The organism is Sphingobium sp. FW306-1B-F04DB (assembly GCF_058781925.1).
Window position 1 is genome coordinate 34,319 of sequence record NZ_JBYSXE010000010.1, and the last position, 19,844, is coordinate 54,162.

Sequence of the window (19,844 nt, forward strand, 5' to 3'; positions counted from 1 at the left end):
GTTCCGCGCAGGGCAAATTTTTTTGGGAGGGACGTAAATCGCGGGAAAGCTTTTGGATTGCGGCGGTTAGAAGCCGCGCTCCGCAGCGACGGTCGGCAGGATCAGCGAAAGTTCGCCGGCTTCCGCGTCGCGATCGAGCGGCGAACGCAGCTGGCGCGACAATCCCTCGATGACGCGGCCGAAGCGATCCCGGAGCCGGGGCTCTATCCCCGTAGTGCCCGCGAGCGCGGCTGACTGCACCGAGAGGCGGGCGCCGCCCTCCCCGACGGGGCGCAGCGTGATGACGATCCGTGCCTTGGGATCGCCGATCATTGCGAGTTCGATCAGTTCGGTCAGCAGGAAGGCGACGGGGACCGCGACGTCCTGCGAAACGTTGCATGTGGCGAGATCGAGCGTGATGACCGGACCGAGCTCGCCTTCGGGCACCGAGCCCCGCAGATTCTGGGCGAGTTCGCCGATCAGCTTGCGCAGTTCGACGCCGCGATTTTCCTCGAGTTCGGCGTAGTGATTGCGGTGCACCACCGAAAGCGCGTCGACGCGGCGCTGGATCGAGGCATAGGCGCGCGCGGCTTCGGGGGCGTCGGCGCCACGTGCGTGCAGATTGATCAGGCTGGCGACGACCTGGAGGTTGTTCTTGACGCGGTGATGGACCTCGCGCGTGAGCCGGGTCTGGCGCACAAGCCCTTCGGCGAGCTCGGACTCGTGCTTCGAGATCATCTCGGTGATGGTATGGAAGGTCGAACCGAGCTGGCGCAGTTCCTGCGCCGAAGTGGGCTCGCTGACGGGGTCGAGGATCTCGCCGGGCTGATAGGCCGAGACCTCGCGCTCGAGCCGGCGCAGCGGCCGGATGAGCAGGCGATCGACGACCAGCCAGCCGATCACGGCGGCGGAGGCCCACATCACCAGCGGCAAAAGGATAGCGACGATCTCGGCGGTGCTGAAGGGTTCGCGCGCGACGGTCATCTCCACCGACAGCCCGGTGGCGCCGACGGGCGCGGACAGCGTGTCGCGCCCCGTCAGCCCCATCCTGCCCGGATATTCGATCAACGGCAGCGTTTCATCGGGCGCGATCAGCGAAAGCGCGTAATCGGGCACGAAACCGCCGGGCGCGCCGACCGCGGCCAGCGTCTCACGCGAATAGGTGATCAGCCCGACAAAAGCGCCACCGCTGCCGCCGACGACGATCTCCAGCCGCCCGTCGCTGAGCTCGATTTGCGGCGAGCCGCCGGGCTGCAGCGAGAGCGTGCTTGGTCGCAGCACGGCAAAGCCCGGCGTTGCGCAGACCGACGCCGAGGCTGGTCCGAAAATCGCGAAGGGGGCCGCCGAACCACCCTGCGCCGACATTATCCCCGACAGGCGTGCGCAAACCGCGGGGTCGTCGGGGTTTTCCGCCAGCGTTTCCATCACGACACGCGTCGCCGAAATGTCCGAGGCGATCGTCGCCGCGAGCTTGCGCGAGCTTTCGGTGAGCGCGATCCGCATCTGCGCCTGATTTTCGAGGTCCGCGGTGCGGCTCGACTGGAGCGTCGCGAAAAAGGCGATGAGCCCCAGCGGCAGCAGTGCGAGGCTGAGGATCAGGAAGAGCTTGAAGCCCGTGGAAAGATGCGCGAGGCGCGGCTCGCGCGCCGCCGGACGGGCTGCTTCAGCGCCGGATCCGCGCGGCATCACGGGGCCTCAGCCGAGTTTGCCGAGAAGATCGAGCATTTCGGAGGGAACGGCCTCATCGACGGTTTTCTGGTAAATGGAACGCAGCGCCTGACCAACATCGCGGGGGTTGGCCTGGCGGGCATGGCCTGCGCGCTTGTCCTTCTTGGCGCTCGCGGAAGACGGGGCCGACTTTTTTACCTTATCTTTTGTCGACACCGGCGGTGAATCCCCCTGCACAGCTACTTGCAAAGCCCGAACACAGGCACCTCTCTGGCCGAAAACCCCTCGCCGATCAAATGGCAAGACGCGCGCGGCTTTTTTGATGATTGCTGGATGAAACAAAAAACTCGCTGGTTTGTTCCAGACTGTTACGCATCTGTATCCGCCTTTGGCGTGGTTGGGAAAGGCTTGTCATGATCCCGCGCACGCCGCACAAGAACCGCTTTCACGGGAGCTTCGCATCAATGACGCTTGGTCAGCAACTGGCGCCGCATCTTCCCTTCCTTCGCCGCTACGCGCGTGCGCTCACGGGCAGTCAGGGTCATGGCGACACCTATGTTCGCGCCACTTTGGAAGCGATTGTCGACGCCCCCGAGCAGTTCCCGCGCGAAGTCGACCCGCGGCTGGGGCTCTACCGGACCTTTCAGGCGATCTGGTCGTCGAGCAATGTCGACGGGGAGGCGGTGCCCGCGGAAACGGGGCGCCCCGAATCGATTGCGCAGGCGCGGCTGGCGCAGATCACGCCCTTGTCGCGTCAGGCACTGCTGCTCACCTCGATGGAAGGCTTTACCACCGAGGATGTTGCCTTTCTGATCGATGCCGAGCCCGAGGAGGTAGACACGCTTGTCGCCGACGCGCTCGCCGAAATCGAGCGCCAGACACGCGCCGATGTGCTGATCATCGAGGATGAACCGATCATCGCGATGGATATCGAGACGATCGTGCGCGATCTGGGACATGATGTGACGGGCGTGGCGGTAACGCGTGACGAAGCGGTCGCGCTCGCCAAGGCGCGTCGCCCGGGTCTTGTCCTTGCCGATATCCAGCTCGCCGACGACAGCAGCGGCATCGACGCGGTCAAGGACATATTGCGCGAATTCAGCGTGCCGGTGATCTTCATCACCGCCTTCCCCGAGCGTCTGCTGACGGGCGAGCGCCCCGAGCCGACCTTCCTGATCACCAAGCCCTTCCAGCGCTCGACCGTGAAGGCGGCGATCGCGCAGGCGCTGTTTTTCGATCAGGCGACGGTTCCGGCTTGAGCCACAATCGCACGCCTGCGGAACTGCGGCCGGGTTTCTGCGTTGGTTTCGTTGAAGTTACGAAAAAATGCAGGGTCCCAGTCGCATGGCAAGGAAAGACGAAATCCATATCGAAGCCGAAGATGCGCGCGCTGGCTGGACGCCCCATGTGACGCGCTATGTGCTTGGCATCTCACTCGTGGCGGTAGTGGTGCTGTTTGCATTCGTCGTTCTGCTTTGATCTTGCACATTCCGGGGATTTCATTGGCCGCTGGCGCGGCGGAGTGCTAATTTTGCACTTGCGAAGGCGGCGATTCGGAGAATTGGCCGGGCTGGGGACATGATGGGCAAGGACTTACCTCACACATCGTCGGAAGCCCCGGAGGACGACGGTCCGGATCCGAGTTTCGTGCCGCACGTGCCGCTGGCCGATGACGCATTCAAGGCCGAGTTGGCCGCGGTCATCCCGCATCTGCGCGCCTTTGGCCGGTCGCTGTCGGGCAATGCCGACCTTGCCGACGACCTCGTCCAGGAAACGCTGATGAAGGCCTGGGCGGCGCGTAAGCGCTTTCAGGCGGGCACCAACATGCGTGCGTGGACCTTCATCATCCTGCGCAATCTTTATCTCTCGCAGATGCGCCGCGCCCGCTTCAAGGGCGAGTGGGACGACCTTGCCGCCGACAAGATTCTGGCGGCGCCCGCCAGCCAGGATCGCCACGTCGAGCTCGCGGACATGCAGCGTGCGCTGATGCTGCTCCCGCAACCGCAGCGCGAGGCGCTGATCCTGGTCGGCGCGGGCGGCTTCGCCTATGAGGAAGCCGCGGAAATCTGCGGCGTCGCGGTCGGCACGATCAAGAGCCGCGTGGCGCGCGGTCGCGTTGCGCTTGAGCAGATTATGGAAGAAAATGTGCTGACGCCGCGCCATACGCAGGACGGCGACAGCGGCCGTTCGGCGCTCGAGACGATCATGGAGCAGGTCGACGAACTCAGCCGCGACCGCTGAGCGGCCGCTGGCTCAACGCAACCGGTCAAGCAGCGCGCGCATCTCTGCCGGTGCTTGACCCAGCCGTTCGTGAAAGGCGGCCCGCAACGCATCTCCCACGCCGTCGGCGCGCCGGGGACGCGACACCAGCACCGGGCGCTCGTTCACGTTGCAGTCCTGATTCTTCCTGTCGTGCATGCGGTCATAACGCCGCGATGCGCGGCTGGTTGCGTGGCGGGTGTCTTTTGCCATGCGGTATCGGTAAGGCAGTTGCATGGATGCCACACATGCCATTTCCGAAGCGCTGCGGCGTGCCGAAAACCACGCGCCGTTTCTGAGACTTATGATCGAACGCAACGCCGATGTGGCGGATGTGCTGCGGACCGACGGCGTCGCCGCGGCAATGACGCTGGCGCGCGCAAAGGCCGTGGCCGAGCCCGATGTCGCGCGTTCGCTGCGCATCGAGCGCCAGGGACTGGCGCTGGCGCTCGCGATCGGAGACCTTGCCGGCGTGCTGAGCTTCGAAGAGGTCGTGGCCGAGCTGTCCGACCTCGCCGACCGCGCGCTCGATCGTGCGATTGCCGCGGCGATCGCCGAGCGAACGCCAGATGCCGAGCCACGCGGGTTCGCGGTGCTGGGGCTGGGCAAGCACGGCAGCCGCGAACTCAACTATTCGTCGGATATCGACCCGATCCTGATCTTCGATCCCGAGACGCTGCCGCGTCGCGCGCGCGAGGAGCCGGTGGAAGCCGCGGTACGGATCGGACGACGCATTGTCGAGCTGCTCCAAACGCGCGATGCCGACGGCTATGTGTTCCGCGTGGACCTGCGGCTGCGCCCCTCTCCCGAGGCAACGCCCATCGCGCTGCCGCTCAATGCCGCGATCTCTTATTATGAATCGAGCGCGCTCCCGTGGGAGCGCGCCGCCTTCATCCGCGCGCGCGCGGCGGCAGGGGACAAGGCACTCGGCACCGAATTCCTCGACGCGATCCGCCCCTTCGTCTGGCGGCGCGGCCTCGATTATGGCGCGATCGCCGAGATCCGCGGCATTTCGCGCCGGATTCGCGACCATCACGTCCAGGGCCAGAAATTCGGCCCCGGCTACGACCTGAAGCGCGGGCGCGGCGGCATAAGAGAGGTCGAGTTCTTCGCGCAGATCCACCAGCTCATTTATGGCGGGCGCGAAACCACGCTGCGGGTGCCCGCGACGCTCGACGCGCTTGCCGCGCTTGGCGAGTCAGGACGCATCGAACGAGACGTCGAGGATGTGCTCTCCGGCTCCTACCGGCTTTACCGGACGATCGAGCACCGGCTGCAAATGGTCGACGACCAGCAGACGCACAGCCTGCCGCGCGACGCCGCCGCGCTCGACAATGTCGCGCGGCTGCACGGCCTTGCGGAGGGCGCCGAACTGGTCGACATGCTCGCGGGGCCGGTCGAGACGGTGGGCCGGATCTATGACCATCTCGACGATGACGGCGAGGAAATGCGCGCGCTTCCGGGCGATTCCGACCAACTCGAGCGGCAATTGGGCGAAGCGGGCTTTCCCGATCCGCCGGCGGCGCTTTCGCGCATCCAGAAATGGCGCGACGGCTCGATCCGCGCGCTCAGGACTGATACAGCACGCTCGGCGCTCGAGGCGGTGCTGCCGGGGCTGGTCGCAGCACTCGGGAAGTCGCCCGATCCCAACGCGGCACTCAACCGGCTCGACGACATCATCCACAAGCTGCCGAGCGCGATAAACCTGTTCCGGCTGCTCGACGCGCGCCCGGCGCTGGCGTGGTTGCTGGGCGACATATTGAGCCACGCCCCCGCACTGGCCGAACAATTGGGGCGTCGCCCCGAGCTGCTCGACGGGCTGATCGATGCGAGCGCGCTCGATCCGGCGCCCCCCGTCGAACAGCTTGCCGCCGAACTGGCGCGCTGCGAGCGGGGCGCCGATTACCAGCAGATGCTCGATTCGGTGCGGCAGAAGGTCAATGAGCGACGCTTTGCGCTGGGTGTCCAGATCGTCGAGGGCGCGGGCGACCCGATCGAGGTGGCGGGGGGCTATGCGCGCGTTGCAGAGGCCGCGATCGACGTGCTGGGCAAGGCCGCGATCGCCGAGTTCCAGACGGCGCATGGTCGCGTGCCCGACAGCGAGATGGCGATCATCGGCCTGGGGCGGCTGGGCGGCGGCGCGCTGACGCATGCCTCGGACCTCGACCTCGTCTATGTCTTTACGGGCAGCCACGAGGCCGAGTCCGACGGGGCCAAGCCGCTGGGTGCGGTCCAGTATTACAACCGGCTGGCACAACGGATCAGCGCCGCGCTCTCGGTGCCCACCGCCTCGGGGCCGCTCTATGAGGTCGATACGCGGCTCAGGCCGTCGGGGGCGCAGGGGCCGCTCGCGGTGTCGCTCAGCGGGTTCGAGCGCTACCAGCGCGAAAGCGCCTGGACCTGGGAGCATATGGCGCTGTGCCGCGCGCGGCCCGTTTTCGGCTCGGAGCATGCGCGTGCGGCGCTGGCGGCCAGCATCGCAGACATTCTGGAACAGCCGCACGATCCCGCCAAGCTGCTCGCCGATGCGGTGTCGATGCGCGCCGAGATGGCCAGGCACAAACCCGCCTGCGGGCCGTTCGACGTCAAGCTGATCGAGGGCGGGCTGGTCGACCTCGAATTCTGCATCCATACGACGCAGTTGCGCCATCGCATGGGTTTTGACCCCCAGCTTCGCCGCGCGCTTGCCGCGCTGATCGCGCAAGGGCATTTGCCCGAGGCGCTGACCGAAGCCTATGAGCTGCTAGCGCGCATGCTGGTGACGCTGCGGCTGGTGTCGCCCTCATGCGAGGAGCCCGCTGAAGCGACGCAGCGCCTCGTGGCGCGCGCCTGCCGGCAGGAAAGCTGGAATGCGCTGCTCGATGCCTATGCCGATGCGCGCGCCGCGGTCAGCCAGAGCTGGCACCGCGTCGTTTCCGAAACCGAGGAGGTCGATTGATGTTGAACGCCGGCGATGCCGCACCTGATGTGATGCTCACCATGCCCGACGGCAGCACGAGAAAGCTGTCCGATTGGCGGGGCGCGCCGCTCGTGCTCTATTTCTACCCCAAGGACGACACGGCGGGCTGCACCGCAGAGGCGCAGGCCTTCACCGCGTTGATCGGCGATTTCGGGACGGCGGACGCGGCGGTGCTCGGCGTGTCGAAGGACACGCCCGTCAAGCACGGCAAATTCATCGCCAAGTACGATCTCAAGGTCGCGCTCGCGACCGATGCCGATGGCAGCGTGTGCGAAGCCTTTGGCACCTGGGTCGAAAAGAGCATGTATGGCCGCAGCTATATGGGAATCGAGCGCGCCACCTTCCTGATCGACAAAGCGGGCGGGATTGCCCAGATCTGGCGCAAGGTGAAGGTGAAGGGACATGCCGAAGAGGTGCTCGAGGCGGTGAGGGCGCTGGGCTGAAGCATGGAAAGCCTGACTGCTGCGATCCGCGGCGTGCTGCTGGCCGATGAGCCTGCAGACAAGGTGCGGTTGGCGCGACGTGCCGCGCGCGAATGGCGGCTGGGCCGGCTGGCGCATGATTTTTCGGTGGCGCTGCCTGATCGGCCGGCGCGCCCCGATCGCCCCGAACTGCTGCCCCCCAACCGCATGCCCAAGCGCGGCAAGGGCGGTTCGGAGCGCGGGCGGATCGCGCTGCTCCATGCGCTGGCGCATATCGAGTTCGTGGCGATCGACCTTGCCTTCGACATGGCGGGACGCTTTGGCGCCGGATTTCCGCGCGGTTTCGTCGATGACTGGATGAAGGTCGGCGCCGACGAGGCGATGCACTTCGCGCTGCTCGACCGGCGGTTGCGAACGCTTGGCAGCCATTACGGCGCGCATCCCGCGCATGACGGCTTGTGGGAGGCGGCCGAGGAGACCGCGCACGACGCGATGGCACGGCTCGCTGTGGTCCCGATGGTGCTCGAGGCGCGCGGGCTCGACATCACACCGACGACGATCGAGCGCTTTCGTGGTGCCGGCGACGAGCCCTCGGCGCGTATCCTCCAGCGGATCATGACCGACGAGATTCGGCATGTCTCCGCGGGCACGCGCTGGTTCAGCTGGGCGTGCGAACGCAACGATTCGGACCCGGTTAACAAATGGAAAACACTGGTAAACCGCCATTTTCGCGGTGTGCTGAAGCCGCCATTCAACAACTCGGCGCGGGCCGCAGCCGGTTTAACGCAAGATTTCTACTTATGACTTGTAGAAGCCGGCCGGGCTTTTCAGAAAGGCTGGGCATCACAAAGGGTGGGGCAAGCCCGGTGCAGGAATCATCGAACACACGCTGGTCGCGATCGGCGTAACAAGGCCGATCTCTGGGGGTCGCATGGGCGTGAGTATGTATTTCAAGAACGTATTTGCTGTGGGCGGGTTCCGTACTGGTGCGCGCATCCCCGAAATTCTTGCGATTGCTGCCGCGATCGTCGCTGCGCCCGCCGCGCACGCCGAGACCGAGACCGCCGCCAGCGCCAATGCTGCCGTCGCAGCTGCGTCCGCCCCCGCCACCGGGGGCGTTTTTGAACGCGCCGCGCCACGCGAGTCTGCCGCCGATCCGCAGTATCGTTCGCTCTTCCTGTCGTGGAAGAAGCTCGACCAGGTCGGCACGCAGGGCAGCGTCTCTATACCGTCGCAGCGTCCCGTCGACCTGCTGACCTTCACCTCCAATTTCGGTTTCCGTTCGGATCCGTTCCGCGGCAGCCGCGCGATGCACGCGGGTGTCGACATTCCGGGCCCGATGGGCACCCCGATCTACGCCACTGCCGACGGCGTCGTAGGCCGCGCCCAGCGCCTGGGCGGCTATGGCAATTATGTCGAGATCGAGCACGGCCAGGGCATCCAGACGCGTTATGGCCATATGTCGGCGATCCTCGTTGCGGCCAACACGCGCGTGAAGCGCGGCCAGCTGATCGGGCGCATGGGCTCGACCGGCCGCTCGACGGGCAGCCACCTCCATTATGAAGTTCGCCTGGACGGGCGCGCGGTCAACCCGATGCCCTTCCTCCAGTCGTCCGATTATCTCGTTGCCCTGCAGCAGCGTGAGAACGCCGGCACCACCCGCGTTGCGATGGGCGGGCCGGACAAGGAGTAAGCGGAGAGGATTGGGGGCGGCGCGCAACCCGTTGCAGCCGGCCCCACCGCTTACTATCTGGGTTTGCATGAGCGAACCTCTTCCCATCGAACTCACCCCTTCCGCCGCGGCGCGCGTCGCGGCGATCGCCGCGCGTCAGGGCAAACCCGCGATATTGCGGCTTGCGGTCGAGGGCGGCGGCTGTTCGGGCTTCCAGTACCGTTTCGGCCTTGCCGATGAAGTAGAGGGTGACGACATCACGGTGTCGCGCGACGGCGTCCAGCTCGTCGTCGATCCCGTCAGTCTCGATCTGGTGCGCGGCTCGGCGGTCGATTACGTCGAATCGCTCGGCGGATCGGCATTCCGCGTGACCAATCCCAACGCCGCCTCGGGCTGCGGCTGCGGATCGAGCTTCGCGATCTGACGCACAGCGTGACCCTGAACTTGGTTCAGGGTCCATGAGCACGAAATTTGCAGGATTTGCGCGGTCTGCGTTCATGGATGCTGAATCAAGTTCAGCATGACGGAGGCAAGTTTAGGCGTTAATCCAGCCCCATGAAAATCGCGACATACAACGTCAACGGCATCAAAGCGCGGCTGCCGCGCCTGCTCGAATGGCTCGCCGAGACGAGCCCCGACATCGTCTGCCTCCAGGAGCTCAAGAGTTCGGACGAGACCTTTCCCGAGGCCGATATCCGGGGCGCGGGCTATGGCGCGGTGTGGCACGGGCAAAAGGGCTTCAACGGCGTCGCGATTCTCGCGAAAGGCGTCGATCCGGTCGAGGTGCGCAAGGGTCTCGACGGCGAGCCCGAGGACGACCACAGCCGCTATATCGAGGCCGATGTGCTCGGGTTGCGCGTCGCGTCGATCTACCTCCCCAACGGCAATCCCCAGCCGGGGCCCAAGTTCGACTACAAGCTGCGCTGGATGAAGCGGCTGCAGGAACGCGCGCGCGCGGTGCTCGCCGAGGAGGTGCCCGCGGTGCTTGCGGGGGACTATAACGTCATCCCCCATGACGACGATATCTTCAACCCGCAGGCGATGCAGGACGACGCGCTGATGCAGCCCGAGAGCCGCGCGGCATACCGTACGCTGTGCTTTCAGGGCTGGACCGACGCGATCCGCACGCGGCATCCGGGCGGCGGCATCTGGACCTTCTGGGATTATCAGGCGGGCGGCTGGCAGCGCGATGCCGGTTTCCGCATCGATCACCTGCTCTTGAGCCCGCGGGCCGCCGACCGGCTGGTCGACGCCAATGTCGACAAGGCTCATCGCGGCCGCGAAAAGGCGAGCGACCACGCCGCGGCATGGGCGGTGCTACGCGACGCATAGACGTTATTACCCGGGTAATATTGACTCTATTTTACCCGGGTAATATATGGGCGTCCGAAAGGATGAAGCCCATGGAAGACAGCTGCACCGCCTTTTCGGGCGATATCTGGATCGCAAGCGGCGCGCCCGACGAGGTGCGCGAGACGCTGCGTTTGCTCGGTAATGATCGCGACGCGGGGCCCTTGCTCGTCTTCGACGATGTCACGGGCCGGCAGATCGATCTCGACATGCGCGCCGACCAGCCCGCACGGTCGCGCGGGCGCCCCAGGCTGGGCGTCGTTTCGGGCGAGGTGACCTTGCTCCCGCGCCACTGGGAATGGCTGCGCGCACAGCGCGGCGGCGCCTCGGTGACGCTCAGGCGGCTGATCGACGAGGCGCGCAGGGCGCAGGACCGCGATCCCCGCGGCGCACGCGATGCGACCTATCATTTCCTGTCGGCGATCGCGGGCGACAAGCCCGGCTATGAGGAAGCGATCCGCGCGCTCTATGCGGGCGACGCGGAGCGTTTCCGCACGCTGATTGCGGCGTGGCCGGTGGGCGTGCGCGATCACGCGCTCTCGCTGGCCGACGGGGCCTGGGCGTGACGGGCTGGCTGCCCGCCCCTTACAGCCCCTTTTCGTAGATCACATATTCGCGGTTGATCGTGCTTTCGATCGTCTCGGCGATCGCGCGCATGCCCTGGTTGTCGTCGAGGATCCAGCCGATCTCGCCGCGGCTGGAGCCGTAATGCGCGACCGCGTTGCGCCGGATATATTCGATCATCATGAAGGCGAGCTGGCTGGCGAGGCGCGATGACTGGAGCTTCTTGACCACGCCCATCAACGGCACGCGCATCGTGCGCGCGCTGGGCTTGCGCAGCCACCAGAGCAGCTTCGCCCAGCCAAGGGGCAGGAGCGAGCCCTTGAGCGGCTTCAGCACTTCATTGAGGTCGGGTAGCACGATCATGAAGGCGACGGGTTCGCCCTCGACCTCGGCGACCATGATCAGGTCCTCGCGGACGATAGGCTTCAGCTTCTTCCCGACATAGGCGATCTCATCGTCGGTAAGGGGCACGAAACCCCAATTGTCCGACCAGGCATCGTTGAGGATGCCGAGGATCAGCGCCGCTTCCCGGTCGAAGTGTTTCTTGTCGACCTGGCGGATGACGATGCGGCTGTTGCGTTCGCCCGACTGGACAATGCGCTGGACGAGCGGCGGGAAGCCCTGGGCTATGTCAAGATCGTAGGTGAACAGTGATTTGGCGGGTTTATAGCCCGCTGCTTCGACCCAGCCGCGATAGGCGGCGCTGTTGTGCCCCATCATCACCGTCGGCGGATGGTCGAAGCCGCTGACGAGCAGGCCGGGCTCATCCCAGATCGAGAGGCTCAGGGGGCCGAGCGAACGATGCATGCCCTTGTCGCGCAACCATTGTTCGGCGCGCGCGACCAGCGCCTGGAACACGGCTTCGTCCTCGGCCTCCATCATGCCCCAATTGCCCGTGCCGGGTCCCATGCCCTGTTCGACGGGCTGGGTGAGCGCGAGATGGTCGATATGCGCGGATATGCGGCCGACGACGCGGCCGTCGCGCTCGGCAAGGAAGAGCTGCGCCTCGCCATGTCCGAACCAGGGGTTCTTGCCGGGCGTGATCAGGCCGTGAACCTCGCCCTTCAAGGAGGCTACCCAGTTGGGATTGTCCGCATTGAGCCGGAAAGCGAGATCGACAAAGGCCTTGCGATCCGCCGCGGTCTCGACAGGCCGGATGGTGATGCTGCTCGTCATGTTGCTTTCGAATTCCCCCTTGGCTTGCGGGGCTTTTACCGCGTCGGGATCAGGGGTCCAGAGCGCCAAAGAAAAATGCCCCGGAGGACCGGGGCATTTCGTGTCAGCCTTGCTTCATCCTGGCCCGGAGCCGCTCGACCGGATGGCCGGTGGCGACGCCGCCCGAAAGATCGGCGACATAGGGATATTTCTCCGCAACCTCCGGGGTGTAGCCGAGATTGAACACGGTGGGGCTCTTCTGCCGCTCCGAAACGCGGTCATAGAGCGTGCCGAACAGGCGGTCCCAGAAATAGTTGGTGATGCCGAAATTGCCCGTCTCGTCATGGAAATGATGCGCCATGTGGCGCTGCTTCATCATGAGGATGAACTTGCTCTTGGGCTTGTACGCCAGATGCTGGATGCAGTGGCAGAATTCGTAGAAGCAGGTGGTGAGCAGCCCCGTCGCGGTCGCGATCGCGGCGCCGCCGAACCCGCCGATCAGATAGCCGAGCGGCGCGGTGGCGATAACGATCGTCGGCAGCGTGGTGTGCAGCGCACCGAACAGGATCTCCAGATGATTGGGGTCCTGATGGTGATCGTAATGGATCCGCTTCCAGGTGGGAGCGAGCCATTTGTGCTTCCACATCCACCGGCTGTGCAGCACCCAGCGGTGGAGCAGATACCAGGCGAGCGGGTAGACGAAGATGGCGATCGCGATCGCGGCAAGCGTCTGCACGATCGGCGCGGGACGCCATGCCCAGAGCCCGACCGAGACCGCCGCGAGCAGCAGATAGGCGATGATCGCGGGATATTGGAAGTAGGCGACGAACAGCTCTTTGAGCGTCATCTTGTCCAGATGATGCGATTTTTTCCAGAAGCCGGTCGGCGCCGTTTCAGCGGTTTTCACGTGCGTACCCTCGATTCACTAGTGCCCGGCCGCGCTTTCCGAGCACAGACCAAGCAATATAGGAGCACGCACTGCAGGGGCAATACGGCACAAATGGGGCCGGGATAGGGCCTTATTCCTCGGTACGGATCAGTACCGTCTCCCCGATCAGGAAGAACAGTAGGAAGGGGCCCCAGGCGGCGAGCCAGGGCGGATAGGCACCCAGATTACCCATGGCGAGCCCGAAATTGTCGGCGACGAAATAGGCGAAGCCCAGTGCCATGCCGATCACCGCGCGCAGGAACAACTGGCCCGAACGCGCAAGCCCGAAGGCTGCGACCGCGCCGAGCAACGGCATCAGCACCGAGGAGAGTGGCCCCGCGATCTTGTGCCACAAATTGGCCTTGAGCGCGGCGGTTGGGCGGCCCGCGGCGTCGAGGTCGCTGATCGCCTCACGCAGCCCGACGAAGGACAGGCCATCGGGATCGACCTGCGCCAGCGTGAACTGGTCGGGGCGGATGTCCCTGCCCACGGTGATCGTGCCCATCGGTTCGGTCTTGCCCGCGGCGACGTTGAAGCGCGTGGCGTTGGTGAGCGTCCAGCCCTGCGGTGAGAACTGCCCCGACGGCGCTTCGATGATCTGCAGCAGCGTATCGCTCTCGCGGTCATAAAGGGTGACATGGTCGAGCCGTGTGTTTGCGCCGCGGCCGCGCACCTCGGCGACGTGGACAAGGTTGTTGCCGTCGCGCACCCAGACATTGGTCTGCAGCGCCTTGTCCTTGGGCAGCGGGCCGAAATCGGCCTTTTCCCATCGGTCCAGCGTGTCCGAGGCGCGCGCGACGATGCGCTCGTTGAAGACGAAGGACACGCCCGCGACGAGCAGGCTGGCAAGGATCAGCGGTGCAAGCACCTGATGCGCCGAAAGCCCCGACGCTTTCATCGAGATCACTTCACTGTTCTGGTTGAGCGTGATCAGCGTGATCAGCGTGCCAAGCAGTACCGAAAAGGGCAGGAAGCGCGCGATGATCTGCGGCACGCGCAGCGATACATAGGTCCACAGCTCGGCATTGCCATTGCCCGGATAGGCGAGGATCTTGTCGGCCTCGCCGAGCAGGTCGAGCGCCTGGAGGACGAGCACCAGCGCCGCGAGAACCGCGAAACTGCGGACGAGGAACATCCGCCCCATATAGATGGACATGGTACGCGACGGAAAAAACTGGGTCTGCATTTACGCGCCTGCCTCCAGCCTGCGCCGCCCGAAGCGGAACCATTGCCTGACGAACTTGCCAAGCCCCGAGAAGGCGCGTTCGAGCGTGCCAATCGGCTGGCCCCCGGGGACGCGCGCGAGCGTGTGGTACATCCACAGGATCAGCGCGGCGAAGAGGATGAAGGGTACCCAGAGCGCGATGATCGGGTGGACAAGGCCGAGCGCGCCCAGCCCTTCGCCATATTCGTTGATCTTGTGATAGGTGACGACCATCGCGATCGACAGGAAGACGCCCAGCGCCGAGGTCGATCGCTTGGGCGGCACCGCGAGCGCCACCGCGAGCAGCGGCAGCAGCAGCATCATCGCCACCTCGACCATGCGGAAGTGGAAGTTGGCGCGCGATTCGTTGCGGAGTTCCTGCGATGCCTTTGCATCCTGGCCGACGCGGACCAGCTCGGGGATCGTCAGCTCGCGATCGGCACCGCCGCGGCCGCGAAATGCTTCGATCTTCGGAAGGTCGATCGGCAGGTCATGGCTCGAGAAGCCAAGCACGCGCGGCGTCCTGAAATTGGGCGCGTCGTGGATGAGCACGCCGTTGGTGAGGCGCAGGATGATCGTGTCGGGATCGTCGGTGGCGAGGAACTGCCCCGATTTGGCGGTGGCGGACACCGATTGCTGGTTGCGGTTCTCGGCGCGCACGAAAATGCCCGAAAGCTCGCGGCCCTGCTTGCGGCTCTGCTCGATCCTGAGCGTTATCTTCGATCCCAGTCGCGTGAACTCGCCGACCTTAATCGAGGCGCCGAGCGCACCCGAGCGCAGTTCGAAGCGCAATCCTTCATAGGCATAGCGTGCATAGGGCTGGACGAAGCCGACGATCGCGAGGTTCACCAGCGCGAGCGCGATCGCGTACATATAGGGCACGCGCAGCAGGCGGCCATAGCTCATGCCCACCGCGCGGAAGACGTCGAGTTCGGACGAGGTCGCGATCTTGCGGAAGGCGAGCAGGATGCCGAGCATCAGCCCGATCGGGATGCCCAGCGAGAGATATTCGGGGATGAGGTTTGCGAGCATCCGCCATACCACGCTGACCGGGCCGCCTTCCGAGGCGACGAAATCGAACAGCCGGAGCATCTTGTCGAGCACGAGCAGCATCGCGGCGATCACCAGCGTGCCGAACAGCGGGAGGGCGATCAGCCTGGCGAGATAACGGTCGGTGGACGTGAGCATTTTCAGAATTCAGTCGTCCCATGACCATGATTTGGCCGCAAACGCAGCCGATCTTTAGGAGGACACGGGGGCGAACAGGGCCGTCCATGTCCAGCAACGGGCATGGATATAGCGTCCAGGAGTGATGAGGTCATGTTGAAACTTTCCGGTGTCGCGATCACCGGCCTTGTGACGGCCGCGATGCCCTTTGCAATCCCTCTTGCAGCCGCCCAGGCGACGACGCTCGGGCCGCATGCGGCGTCGTGCCAGAATGGCGGACCCGCGGTGATCGCGCGCGTGAGCGGCCTCAAGGCACGCACCGGCGTGATCCGGGTGCAGCTCTACGCCGACAACAAGGCGACCTTCCTCGAAAAGAAGCAGTATATCGAGCGCGTCGACGTGCCCGCCACGCGCAGCGGCGCGATGGACATCTGCGTGCCCGTGCCCAAGGCAGGGCGCTATGCGATCTCGGTGCGGCACGATCTCGACGGCAACGGCAAGACCAGCCGCGCCGATGGCGGCGGCTTTTCGGGCAATCCCAGCGTCTCGATCGGCGACCTCGCGTTCAAGCGCAAGCCAGACATGGCCAAGGTGGTCTTCGCGGTGAGCAATGGCGCGCGTCTCGTCCCGATCACGCTGAACTATGTTCAGGGCCTTTCGTTCAAACCGGTGGGTGCATAGGATCGCCATGGCCTGCGTCGCGCTCCTCTCCAATCCGCGCTCAACGGGCAACCGCTCGCTGCTGCCGCGTGTGCGGAGCTTTTGCGCGGGGCGGCCCGACATTTTCCACTATGAGGTCGAGAGCGTCAGCCAGATCGGCGAAGCACTGCGCACCATCGCGCGCGTGAAACCCAAGATCCTGGTCATCAACGGCGGTGATGGCACCGTCCAGGCGGCGCTGACCGAACTCTATCATGGCGGCCATTTCGGGGATTCGCCCCCGCCCGTCGCGGTGCTGCCCAATGGCAAGACCAACCTGATCGCGCTCGATCTCGGCGCGGCGGGCGATCCGCTCGAGGCGCTCGAGCGCGTGATCGAGCTGAGCAAGGCCGATCTTTCGGATCATATCGTCGCACGCGAGCTCATCGCGCTGTCGGACGGCAGCGCGGAAGGCCGGTCGACGCTCGGTATGTTCCTCGGCGGCGCGGGGCTTGCCGATTCGATCCTCTATTGCCGCACCAAGATCTATCCGCTCGGCCTGCCCAACGGGATGAGCCATGTGCTGACCGCGCTCGCGGTGCTCGTGTCCGCGCTGTTCGGTATCCGTAGCCGTTTCCTGCCGCCCAGGCCCAGTCCGGTGCGCATCTCGCTCGTCCGCGAGGGGCAGCCGCTCGGCTATTTCTCGGTGTTCATCGTCACCACACTTGAAAAGATGCTGCTGGCGACGCGCGCCGATAGCGGGGCGCATGTGCCAGGCCGGATGAAGTTCATGGCGGTCGAGCTGACCTTCCCCGCGCTGATCCGCGCGCTTTACGGGGCGATCTTCGGACGGCTGGGACGCGACAAGCTGAGCGGCGTCCATTTCGAGCGCGGCGACCTCGTCCGCATCGAGGGTGAGGGCTCGAGCGTCATCCTCGACGGCGAGACCTTCCGCGCCGAGCGCGATCACCCGATCGTGCTGACCTCGACCGCGCCCGTGCCCTTCCTGCGCCTCGCGGCGTGACCAACCTCGAAGCGCTGATCGCGGCCGAGCTTACGGTGCCGGCCGACCCGCGCGTCGTGGCGATGGCGCAGGCGATCGCGGCGCAGTACGGCGCGGCGTCGCGCGCGGTACTGTTCTACGGATCGTGCCTGCGTACCGCCGAACTCGACGGGCAGATGCTCGATTTCTATCTGATCGTCTCCGACTATCGCGAGGCCTATGGCAGAAGCTGGCTGGCGAGGGCCAACCGGCTGATCCCGCCCAATGTCTTTCCCTTCGCGCATGAAGGGCTCGCCGCCAAATATGCGGTGCTCAGCGAAGCCGACTTCGCCGCGCTGTGCCGGCCCGAGGCGAGCAGCGCATCGGTGTGGGCGCGTTTCGCGCAGCCTTCGCGGCTGGTCTGGGTGGCGGACAAAGCGGCGCGCGAGGCTGTGATCCGCGCCATCGCCACTGCCCCCGTGACGCTAGCGGCGCTGACGCCCGGCACGGCGTCGAACGACCCGCTCGATATGTGGCGGCGTGGTTTTGCGCTCACCTATGGCGCGGAGCTGCGCGCCGAGCGGAGCGACCGTTCGGGCTCGATCGTCGATTTCGATCCCGAACATTATGCGCGGCTGTCGGCGGCGCTGGCGGCTGCGCCCCCGGCGAAGCTGCCCGATCTCGATCGGCGCTGGCGTGCCCTTCGCCGCAACGGCAAGCTGCTGACACTGCTGCGGCTCGCCAAGGCGAGCCTGACCTTTGCGGGCGGGATCGACTATCTGGCGTGGAAGATCAATCGCCATGCCGGCACCGCGATCGAGATCCGCCCCTGGCAGCGGCGCTTTCCGATACTCGGCGCGCTTATCCTGCTGCCACGACTGTTGTCGCGCGGGGTCGTGCGCTAGGCGCAGAGCTCAGCGCACCCTCGATCGCGTTTTCGAGCGCGCTGATCGTGAAGGGCTTTCTCAGCACCGCGTGGCCGCCAAAGGCCTCGGCATCGTCGACATCGGCATAGCCCGTCACGAACAGGATCGCGACGCCGGGGTAGAGCGGCGCGACCTTGGCGACGAATTCGGGGCCGGTCATGCCCGGCATGATCACGTCGCTGACGATGATGTCGATCGCGCTGTCGCGTTCGAGGATCGCGATCGCCTCTTCGGCCGACGCGGCGCAGATCGTCGTCACGCCGAGCTCCTGGAGCGCGCCTGATGTTGCCGCGAGCACGCGTGCATCGTCCTCCACGACAAGCGCGGTACGGCTGGCGAGCGAGGGCTGGGGCGCCGGCGCGGCTGCCGCTTCGGGCTGCGGGTGCCCCATATCCTCGTCCTGCGCGCTATGATGGCGCGGGAGATAGAGCGAGACGGTGGTGCCGAGCCCTTCGGCCGACGCGATGCTGATCTCGCCGCCGGACTGGCGGACGAAGCCGAAGATCTGGCTGAGGCCGAGGCCGGTGCCCTTGCCAACGGGCTTGGTGGTGAAGAAGGGCTCGAACACGCGATCAAGCACCTCCTTCGGCATGCCGCAGCCGGTGTCGGTGACGTCGACGCGGACATAGTCGCCGGGCAGCGACTCTCCGATCTCATCGGCGACGAGCGAGGTGTTGGAGGTGCGGATGGTCAGCTTGCCTTCGCCCTCCATCGCATCGCGCGCGTTGACCGCAAGGTTGAGGATCGCGTTTTCGAGCTGGTGGCGATCGACCCAGATGCTCCACGGCTTGGCGACGCTTTCGACCTCGAGCCGGATGCGCTCGCCGAGCGTGCGATCCATCAGGTCGTTCATACCGCGCACCAGCGAGTCGGGATTGACCGCCTGGGGCAGCAGCGGCTCGGCACGCGCGAAGGCGAGCAGCCGGCGCGTCAGCGCGGCTGCGCGATTGGCGCCTTCCATCGCATTGTCGAGATGTCGCTCGGCATCGCTCGCATGGTCGTGCAGCTTGCGCTTGGCGAGTTCGAGCCCGCCGACCACGACCGCGAGCATGTTGTTGAAGTCGTGCGCGATGCCGCCGGTGAGCTGGCCGACGGCCTCCATCTTCTGGATCTGGCGCAGCTGCGCCTCGGCGTGAGCGCGTTCGCTCGCCTCGGCGAGCAACCGTTGGTTGGCGAGGCGCAGCTCGGTCGTGCGTTCGGCGACCGCCGCCTCCAGCAGCTCGGCGCGCTGCATCTCGACATCCGCTGCGCGGCGCGCACGGCGGCGCTGCGTCATCGCCTCGATCGCGGTCCAGCCGAGCCCGATCGCACCGACGACAAGCAGCAGACCGAGAACCGAGAGCGTCGCCGCCAGCTTGTTGGATCGCGCCATGAAGCCCTTGGCCTGGCCGGTTCGCGCGGCAAGCAGCGCCTGTTCGTTGGCGACGATCTCGCGGAAGATTGCCTTGGTCCGATCCAGCGTCTCGGACTTGCCCGCATTGAAATAGACCGACAGCGCGTTCTGCTTCTGATCGTAGTTGAGCCGTAGCGCAGCTTCCTCGAGCTCTTCGCTGCGCGTCTTGTAGAGCGACTGAAGATCGCGCACGAGCGCCGCCTGCTGCGGATGCCCGCGCGTGATGCGCTGCAGCCGCGTGATCATGCTGCCGGTGCGGCGCCAATTGTCATAGAACTGGCGCGCGACGTCCTTGTCGGAGGCGATCACCGCGCGGCCGAGAGTCGCCTCGGATTGCGCCATCTGCCCCTCGATCGCGCGCACTGCGATCATCACCTCGAAGCTGCGCTGCTGCTGTTCGAGCGCGGTGTCACGCTGGCGGCTCGACAGCGCGAGCATCGCGATCAGCGCGACGAGGATCGATACGACGATGCCCGCGCTGATCCAGCCCAGCCAGCGTTGCCAGCCAGACTGTGTGCTTTCTTCACCCCCGAAGTCGGTTTCCTCGACCGCCATGCGTGAAGAATTAACAAATCCC

Annotated in this window: 21 protein-coding genes; 13 read left to right on the plus strand and 8 right to left on the minus strand. The window is 65.7% G+C overall.

What is annotated here, in order from left to right:
• Nucleotides 1–66 precede the first annotated feature (66 nt).
• On the minus strand, nt 67–1,665 hold the full coding sequence (locus tag AC3WJD_RS07260) for a sensor histidine kinase (protein ID WP_492745869.1): 1,599 nt from the start codon (nt 1,663–1,665) through the stop codon (nt 67–69).
• 9 nt (nt 1,666–1,674) lie between these two features.
• Complete coding sequence (locus tag AC3WJD_RS07265) at nt 1,675–1,863, minus strand: NepR family anti-sigma factor (protein ID WP_492745871.1); 189 nt, start codon at nt 1,861–1,863, stop codon at nt 1,675–1,677.
• A 248-nt stretch (nt 1,864–2,111) separates the two neighbouring features.
• Between AC3WJD_RS07265 and AC3WJD_RS07270 the strand changes: the two genes are divergently transcribed.
• From AC3WJD_RS07270 to AC3WJD_RS07280, 3 genes are all read left to right on the plus strand, one after another.
• Complete coding sequence (locus tag AC3WJD_RS07270; RefSeq protein ID WP_492745967.1) at nt 2,112–2,906, plus strand: response regulator; 795 nt, start codon at nt 2,112–2,114, stop codon at nt 2,904–2,906.
• Nucleotides 2,907–2,991: 85 nt separating this feature from the next.
• Nucleotides 2,992–3,126: a hypothetical protein gene (locus AC3WJD_RS07275; RefSeq protein ID WP_492745873.1), complete on the plus strand. Its 135-nt coding sequence runs from the start codon at nt 2,992–2,994 to the stop codon at nt 3,124–3,126.
• Nucleotides 3,127–3,228: 102 nt separating this feature from the next.
• The gene (locus tag AC3WJD_RS07280; RefSeq protein WP_492745969.1) at nt 3,229–3,888 is read left to right on the plus strand and encodes a sigma-70 family RNA polymerase sigma factor; all 660 of its coding nucleotides are present in this window, start codon (nt 3,229–3,231) and stop codon (nt 3,886–3,888) included.
• Nucleotides 3,889–3,900: 12 nt separating this feature from the next.
• On the opposite strand, the gene AC3WJD_RS07285 is transcribed toward AC3WJD_RS07280, so the two are convergent.
• Nucleotides 3,901–4,143: a hypothetical protein gene (locus AC3WJD_RS07285; protein WP_492745875.1), complete on the minus strand. Its 243-nt coding sequence runs from the start codon at nt 4,141–4,143 to the stop codon at nt 3,901–3,903.
• Between AC3WJD_RS07285 and AC3WJD_RS07290 the strand changes: the two genes are divergently transcribed.
• The 7 genes from AC3WJD_RS07290 (at nt 4,142) to AC3WJD_RS07320 (ending at nt 10,875) form a co-directional block, all read left to right on the plus strand.
• On the plus strand, nt 4,142–6,844 hold the full coding sequence (locus AC3WJD_RS07290; protein WP_492745876.1) for a bifunctional [glutamine synthetase] adenylyltransferase/[glutamine synthetase]-adenylyl-L-tyrosine phosphorylase: 2,703 nt from the start codon (nt 4,142–4,144) through the stop codon (nt 6,842–6,844). The two genes, AC3WJD_RS07285 and AC3WJD_RS07290, sit on opposite strands and share 2 nt — an antisense overlap.
• Nucleotides 6,844–7,308 carry a peroxiredoxin gene (locus tag AC3WJD_RS07295; RefSeq protein ID WP_492745877.1) on the plus strand — a complete coding sequence of 155 codons (465 nt, stop codon included), beginning with the start codon at nt 6,844–6,846 and terminating at the stop codon, nt 7,306–7,308. Before AC3WJD_RS07290 ends, AC3WJD_RS07295 begins: the two co-directional genes overlap by 1 nt.
• 3 nt (nt 7,309–7,311) lie before the next feature.
• The gene (locus AC3WJD_RS07300; protein WP_492745879.1) at nt 7,312–8,091 is read left to right on the plus strand and encodes a ferritin-like domain-containing protein; all 780 of its coding nucleotides are present in this window, start codon (nt 7,312–7,314) and stop codon (nt 8,089–8,091) included.
• Nucleotides 8,092–8,218: 127 nt separating this feature from the next.
• Entirely contained in the window at nt 8,219–8,980 is a 762-nt protein-coding gene (locus tag AC3WJD_RS07305) for a M23 family metallopeptidase (protein ID WP_492745881.1), read from the plus strand.
• Nucleotides 8,981–9,047: 67 nt separating this feature from the next.
• Nucleotides 9,048–9,383: an iron-sulfur cluster insertion protein ErpA gene (erpA, locus tag AC3WJD_RS07310; protein ID WP_492745882.1), complete on the plus strand. Its 336-nt coding sequence runs from the start codon at nt 9,048–9,050 to the stop codon at nt 9,381–9,383.
• 131 nt (nt 9,384–9,514) lie between these two features.
• Nucleotides 9,515–10,291, plus strand: coding sequence for an exodeoxyribonuclease III (gene xth / locus AC3WJD_RS07315; protein WP_492745884.1), 777 nt, complete (start codon nt 9,515–9,517; stop codon nt 10,289–10,291).
• 71 nt (nt 10,292–10,362) lie between these two features.
• A complete protein-coding gene (locus AC3WJD_RS07320; RefSeq protein WP_492745885.1) occupies nt 10,363–10,875 on the plus strand; it encodes a DUF2239 family protein in 513 nt (170 codons plus the stop codon).
• 19 nt (nt 10,876–10,894) lie between these two features.
• On the opposite strand, the gene AC3WJD_RS07325 is transcribed toward AC3WJD_RS07320, so the two are convergent.
• The 4 genes from AC3WJD_RS07325 to lptF all read right to left on the minus strand — a co-directional run bounded on the left by AC3WJD_RS07325 (nt 10,895) and on the right by lptF (nt 15,348).
• Nucleotides 10,895–12,049, minus strand: a complete 1,155-nt coding sequence (locus AC3WJD_RS07325; RefSeq protein ID WP_492745887.1) for an N-acetyltransferase — start codon at nt 12,047–12,049, stop codon at nt 10,895–10,897.
• Between the two features lie 103 nt (nt 12,050–12,152).
• Nucleotides 12,153–12,950, minus strand: a complete 798-nt coding sequence (locus AC3WJD_RS07330; RefSeq protein WP_492745970.1) for a sterol desaturase family protein — start codon at nt 12,948–12,950, stop codon at nt 12,153–12,155.
• Nucleotides 12,951–13,047: 97 nt separating this feature from the next.
• Complete coding sequence (gene lptG / locus AC3WJD_RS07335; RefSeq protein WP_492745889.1) at nt 13,048–14,142, minus strand: LPS export ABC transporter permease LptG; 1,095 nt, start codon at nt 14,140–14,142, stop codon at nt 13,048–13,050.
• The gene (gene lptF / locus AC3WJD_RS07340; protein ID WP_492745890.1) at nt 14,143–15,348 is read right to left on the minus strand and encodes an LPS export ABC transporter permease LptF; all 1,206 of its coding nucleotides are present in this window, start codon (nt 15,346–15,348) and stop codon (nt 14,143–14,145) included.
• A 132-nt stretch (nt 15,349–15,480) separates the two neighbouring features.
• Here lptF and AC3WJD_RS07345 point away from each other — a divergent pair, with 132 nt between their 5' ends.
• The 3 genes from AC3WJD_RS07345 to AC3WJD_RS07355 are packed head-to-tail and all read left to right on the plus strand — an operon-like array spanning nt 15,481 to nt 17,853.
• Nucleotides 15,481–16,008: a DUF2141 domain-containing protein gene (locus AC3WJD_RS07345; protein ID WP_492745892.1), complete on the plus strand. Its 528-nt coding sequence runs from the start codon at nt 15,481–15,483 to the stop codon at nt 16,006–16,008.
• A gap of 7 nt (nt 16,009–16,015) precedes the next feature.
• Complete coding sequence (locus tag AC3WJD_RS07350; protein ID WP_492745894.1) at nt 16,016–16,990, plus strand: diacylglycerol/lipid kinase family protein; 975 nt, start codon at nt 16,016–16,018, stop codon at nt 16,988–16,990.
• Nucleotides 16,987–17,853, plus strand: a complete 867-nt coding sequence (locus AC3WJD_RS07355) for a hypothetical protein (protein WP_492745896.1) — start codon at nt 16,987–16,989, stop codon at nt 17,851–17,853. Before AC3WJD_RS07350 ends, AC3WJD_RS07355 begins: the two co-directional genes overlap by 4 nt.
• Here the strand turns inward: AC3WJD_RS07355 and AC3WJD_RS07360 are convergent.
• A complete protein-coding gene (locus AC3WJD_RS07360; RefSeq protein WP_492745898.1) occupies nt 17,810–19,822 on the minus strand; it encodes an ATP-binding protein in 2,013 nt (670 codons plus the stop codon). The genes AC3WJD_RS07355 and AC3WJD_RS07360 overlap by 44 nt on opposite strands.
• Between the last annotated feature and the right edge of the window lie 22 nt (nt 19,823–19,844).

Bases quoted from the DNA above. Each gene is read 5' to 3' on its own strand.
- AC3WJD_RS07260 (WP_492745869.1), bottom strand. From the start codon at position 1,665: ATGCCGCGCGGATCCGGCGCTGAAGCAGCCCGTCCGGCGGCGCGCGAG.
- AC3WJD_RS07270 (WP_492745967.1), top strand. From the start codon at position 2,112: ATGACGCTTGGTCAGCAACTGGCGCCGCATCTTCCCTTCCTTCGCCGC.
- AC3WJD_RS07275 (WP_492745873.1), top strand. From the start codon at position 2,992: ATGGCAAGGAAAGACGAAATCCATATCGAAGCCGAAGATGCGCGCGCT.
- AC3WJD_RS07280 (WP_492745969.1), top strand. From the start codon at position 3,229: ATGGGCAAGGACTTACCTCACACATCGTCGGAAGCCCCGGAGGACGAC.
- AC3WJD_RS07290 (WP_492745876.1), top strand. From the start codon at position 4,142: ATGGATGCCACACATGCCATTTCCGAAGCGCTGCGGCGTGCCGAAAAC.
- AC3WJD_RS07285 (WP_492745875.1), bottom strand. From the start codon at position 4,143: ATGCAACTGCCTTACCGATACCGCATGGCAAAAGACACCCGCCACGCA.
- AC3WJD_RS07295 (WP_492745877.1), top strand. From the start codon at position 6,844: ATGTTGAACGCCGGCGATGCCGCACCTGATGTGATGCTCACCATGCCC.
- AC3WJD_RS07300 (WP_492745879.1), top strand. From the start codon at position 7,312: ATGGAAAGCCTGACTGCTGCGATCCGCGGCGTGCTGCTGGCCGATGAG.
- AC3WJD_RS07305 (WP_492745881.1), top strand. From the start codon at position 8,219: ATGGGCGTGAGTATGTATTTCAAGAACGTATTTGCTGTGGGCGGGTTC.
- erpA (WP_492745882.1), top strand. From the start codon at position 9,048: ATGAGCGAACCTCTTCCCATCGAACTCACCCCTTCCGCCGCGGCGCGC.
- xth (WP_492745884.1), top strand. From the start codon at position 9,515: ATGAAAATCGCGACATACAACGTCAACGGCATCAAAGCGCGGCTGCCG.
- AC3WJD_RS07320 (WP_492745885.1), top strand. From the start codon at position 10,363: ATGGAAGACAGCTGCACCGCCTTTTCGGGCGATATCTGGATCGCAAGC.
- AC3WJD_RS07325 (WP_492745887.1), bottom strand. From the start codon at position 12,049: ATGACGAGCAGCATCACCATCCGGCCTGTCGAGACCGCGGCGGATCGC.
- lptG (WP_492745889.1), bottom strand. From the start codon at position 14,142: ATGCAGACCCAGTTTTTTCCGTCGCGTACCATGTCCATCTATATGGGG.
- lptF (WP_492745890.1), bottom strand. From the start codon at position 15,348: ATGCTCACGTCCACCGACCGTTATCTCGCCAGGCTGATCGCCCTCCCG.
- AC3WJD_RS07345 (WP_492745892.1), top strand. From the start codon at position 15,481: ATGTTGAAACTTTCCGGTGTCGCGATCACCGGCCTTGTGACGGCCGCG.
- AC3WJD_RS07350 (WP_492745894.1), top strand. From the start codon at position 16,016: ATGGCCTGCGTCGCGCTCCTCTCCAATCCGCGCTCAACGGGCAACCGC.
- AC3WJD_RS07360 (WP_492745898.1), bottom strand. From the start codon at position 19,822: ATGGCGGTCGAGGAAACCGACTTCGGGGGTGAAGAAAGCACACAGTCT.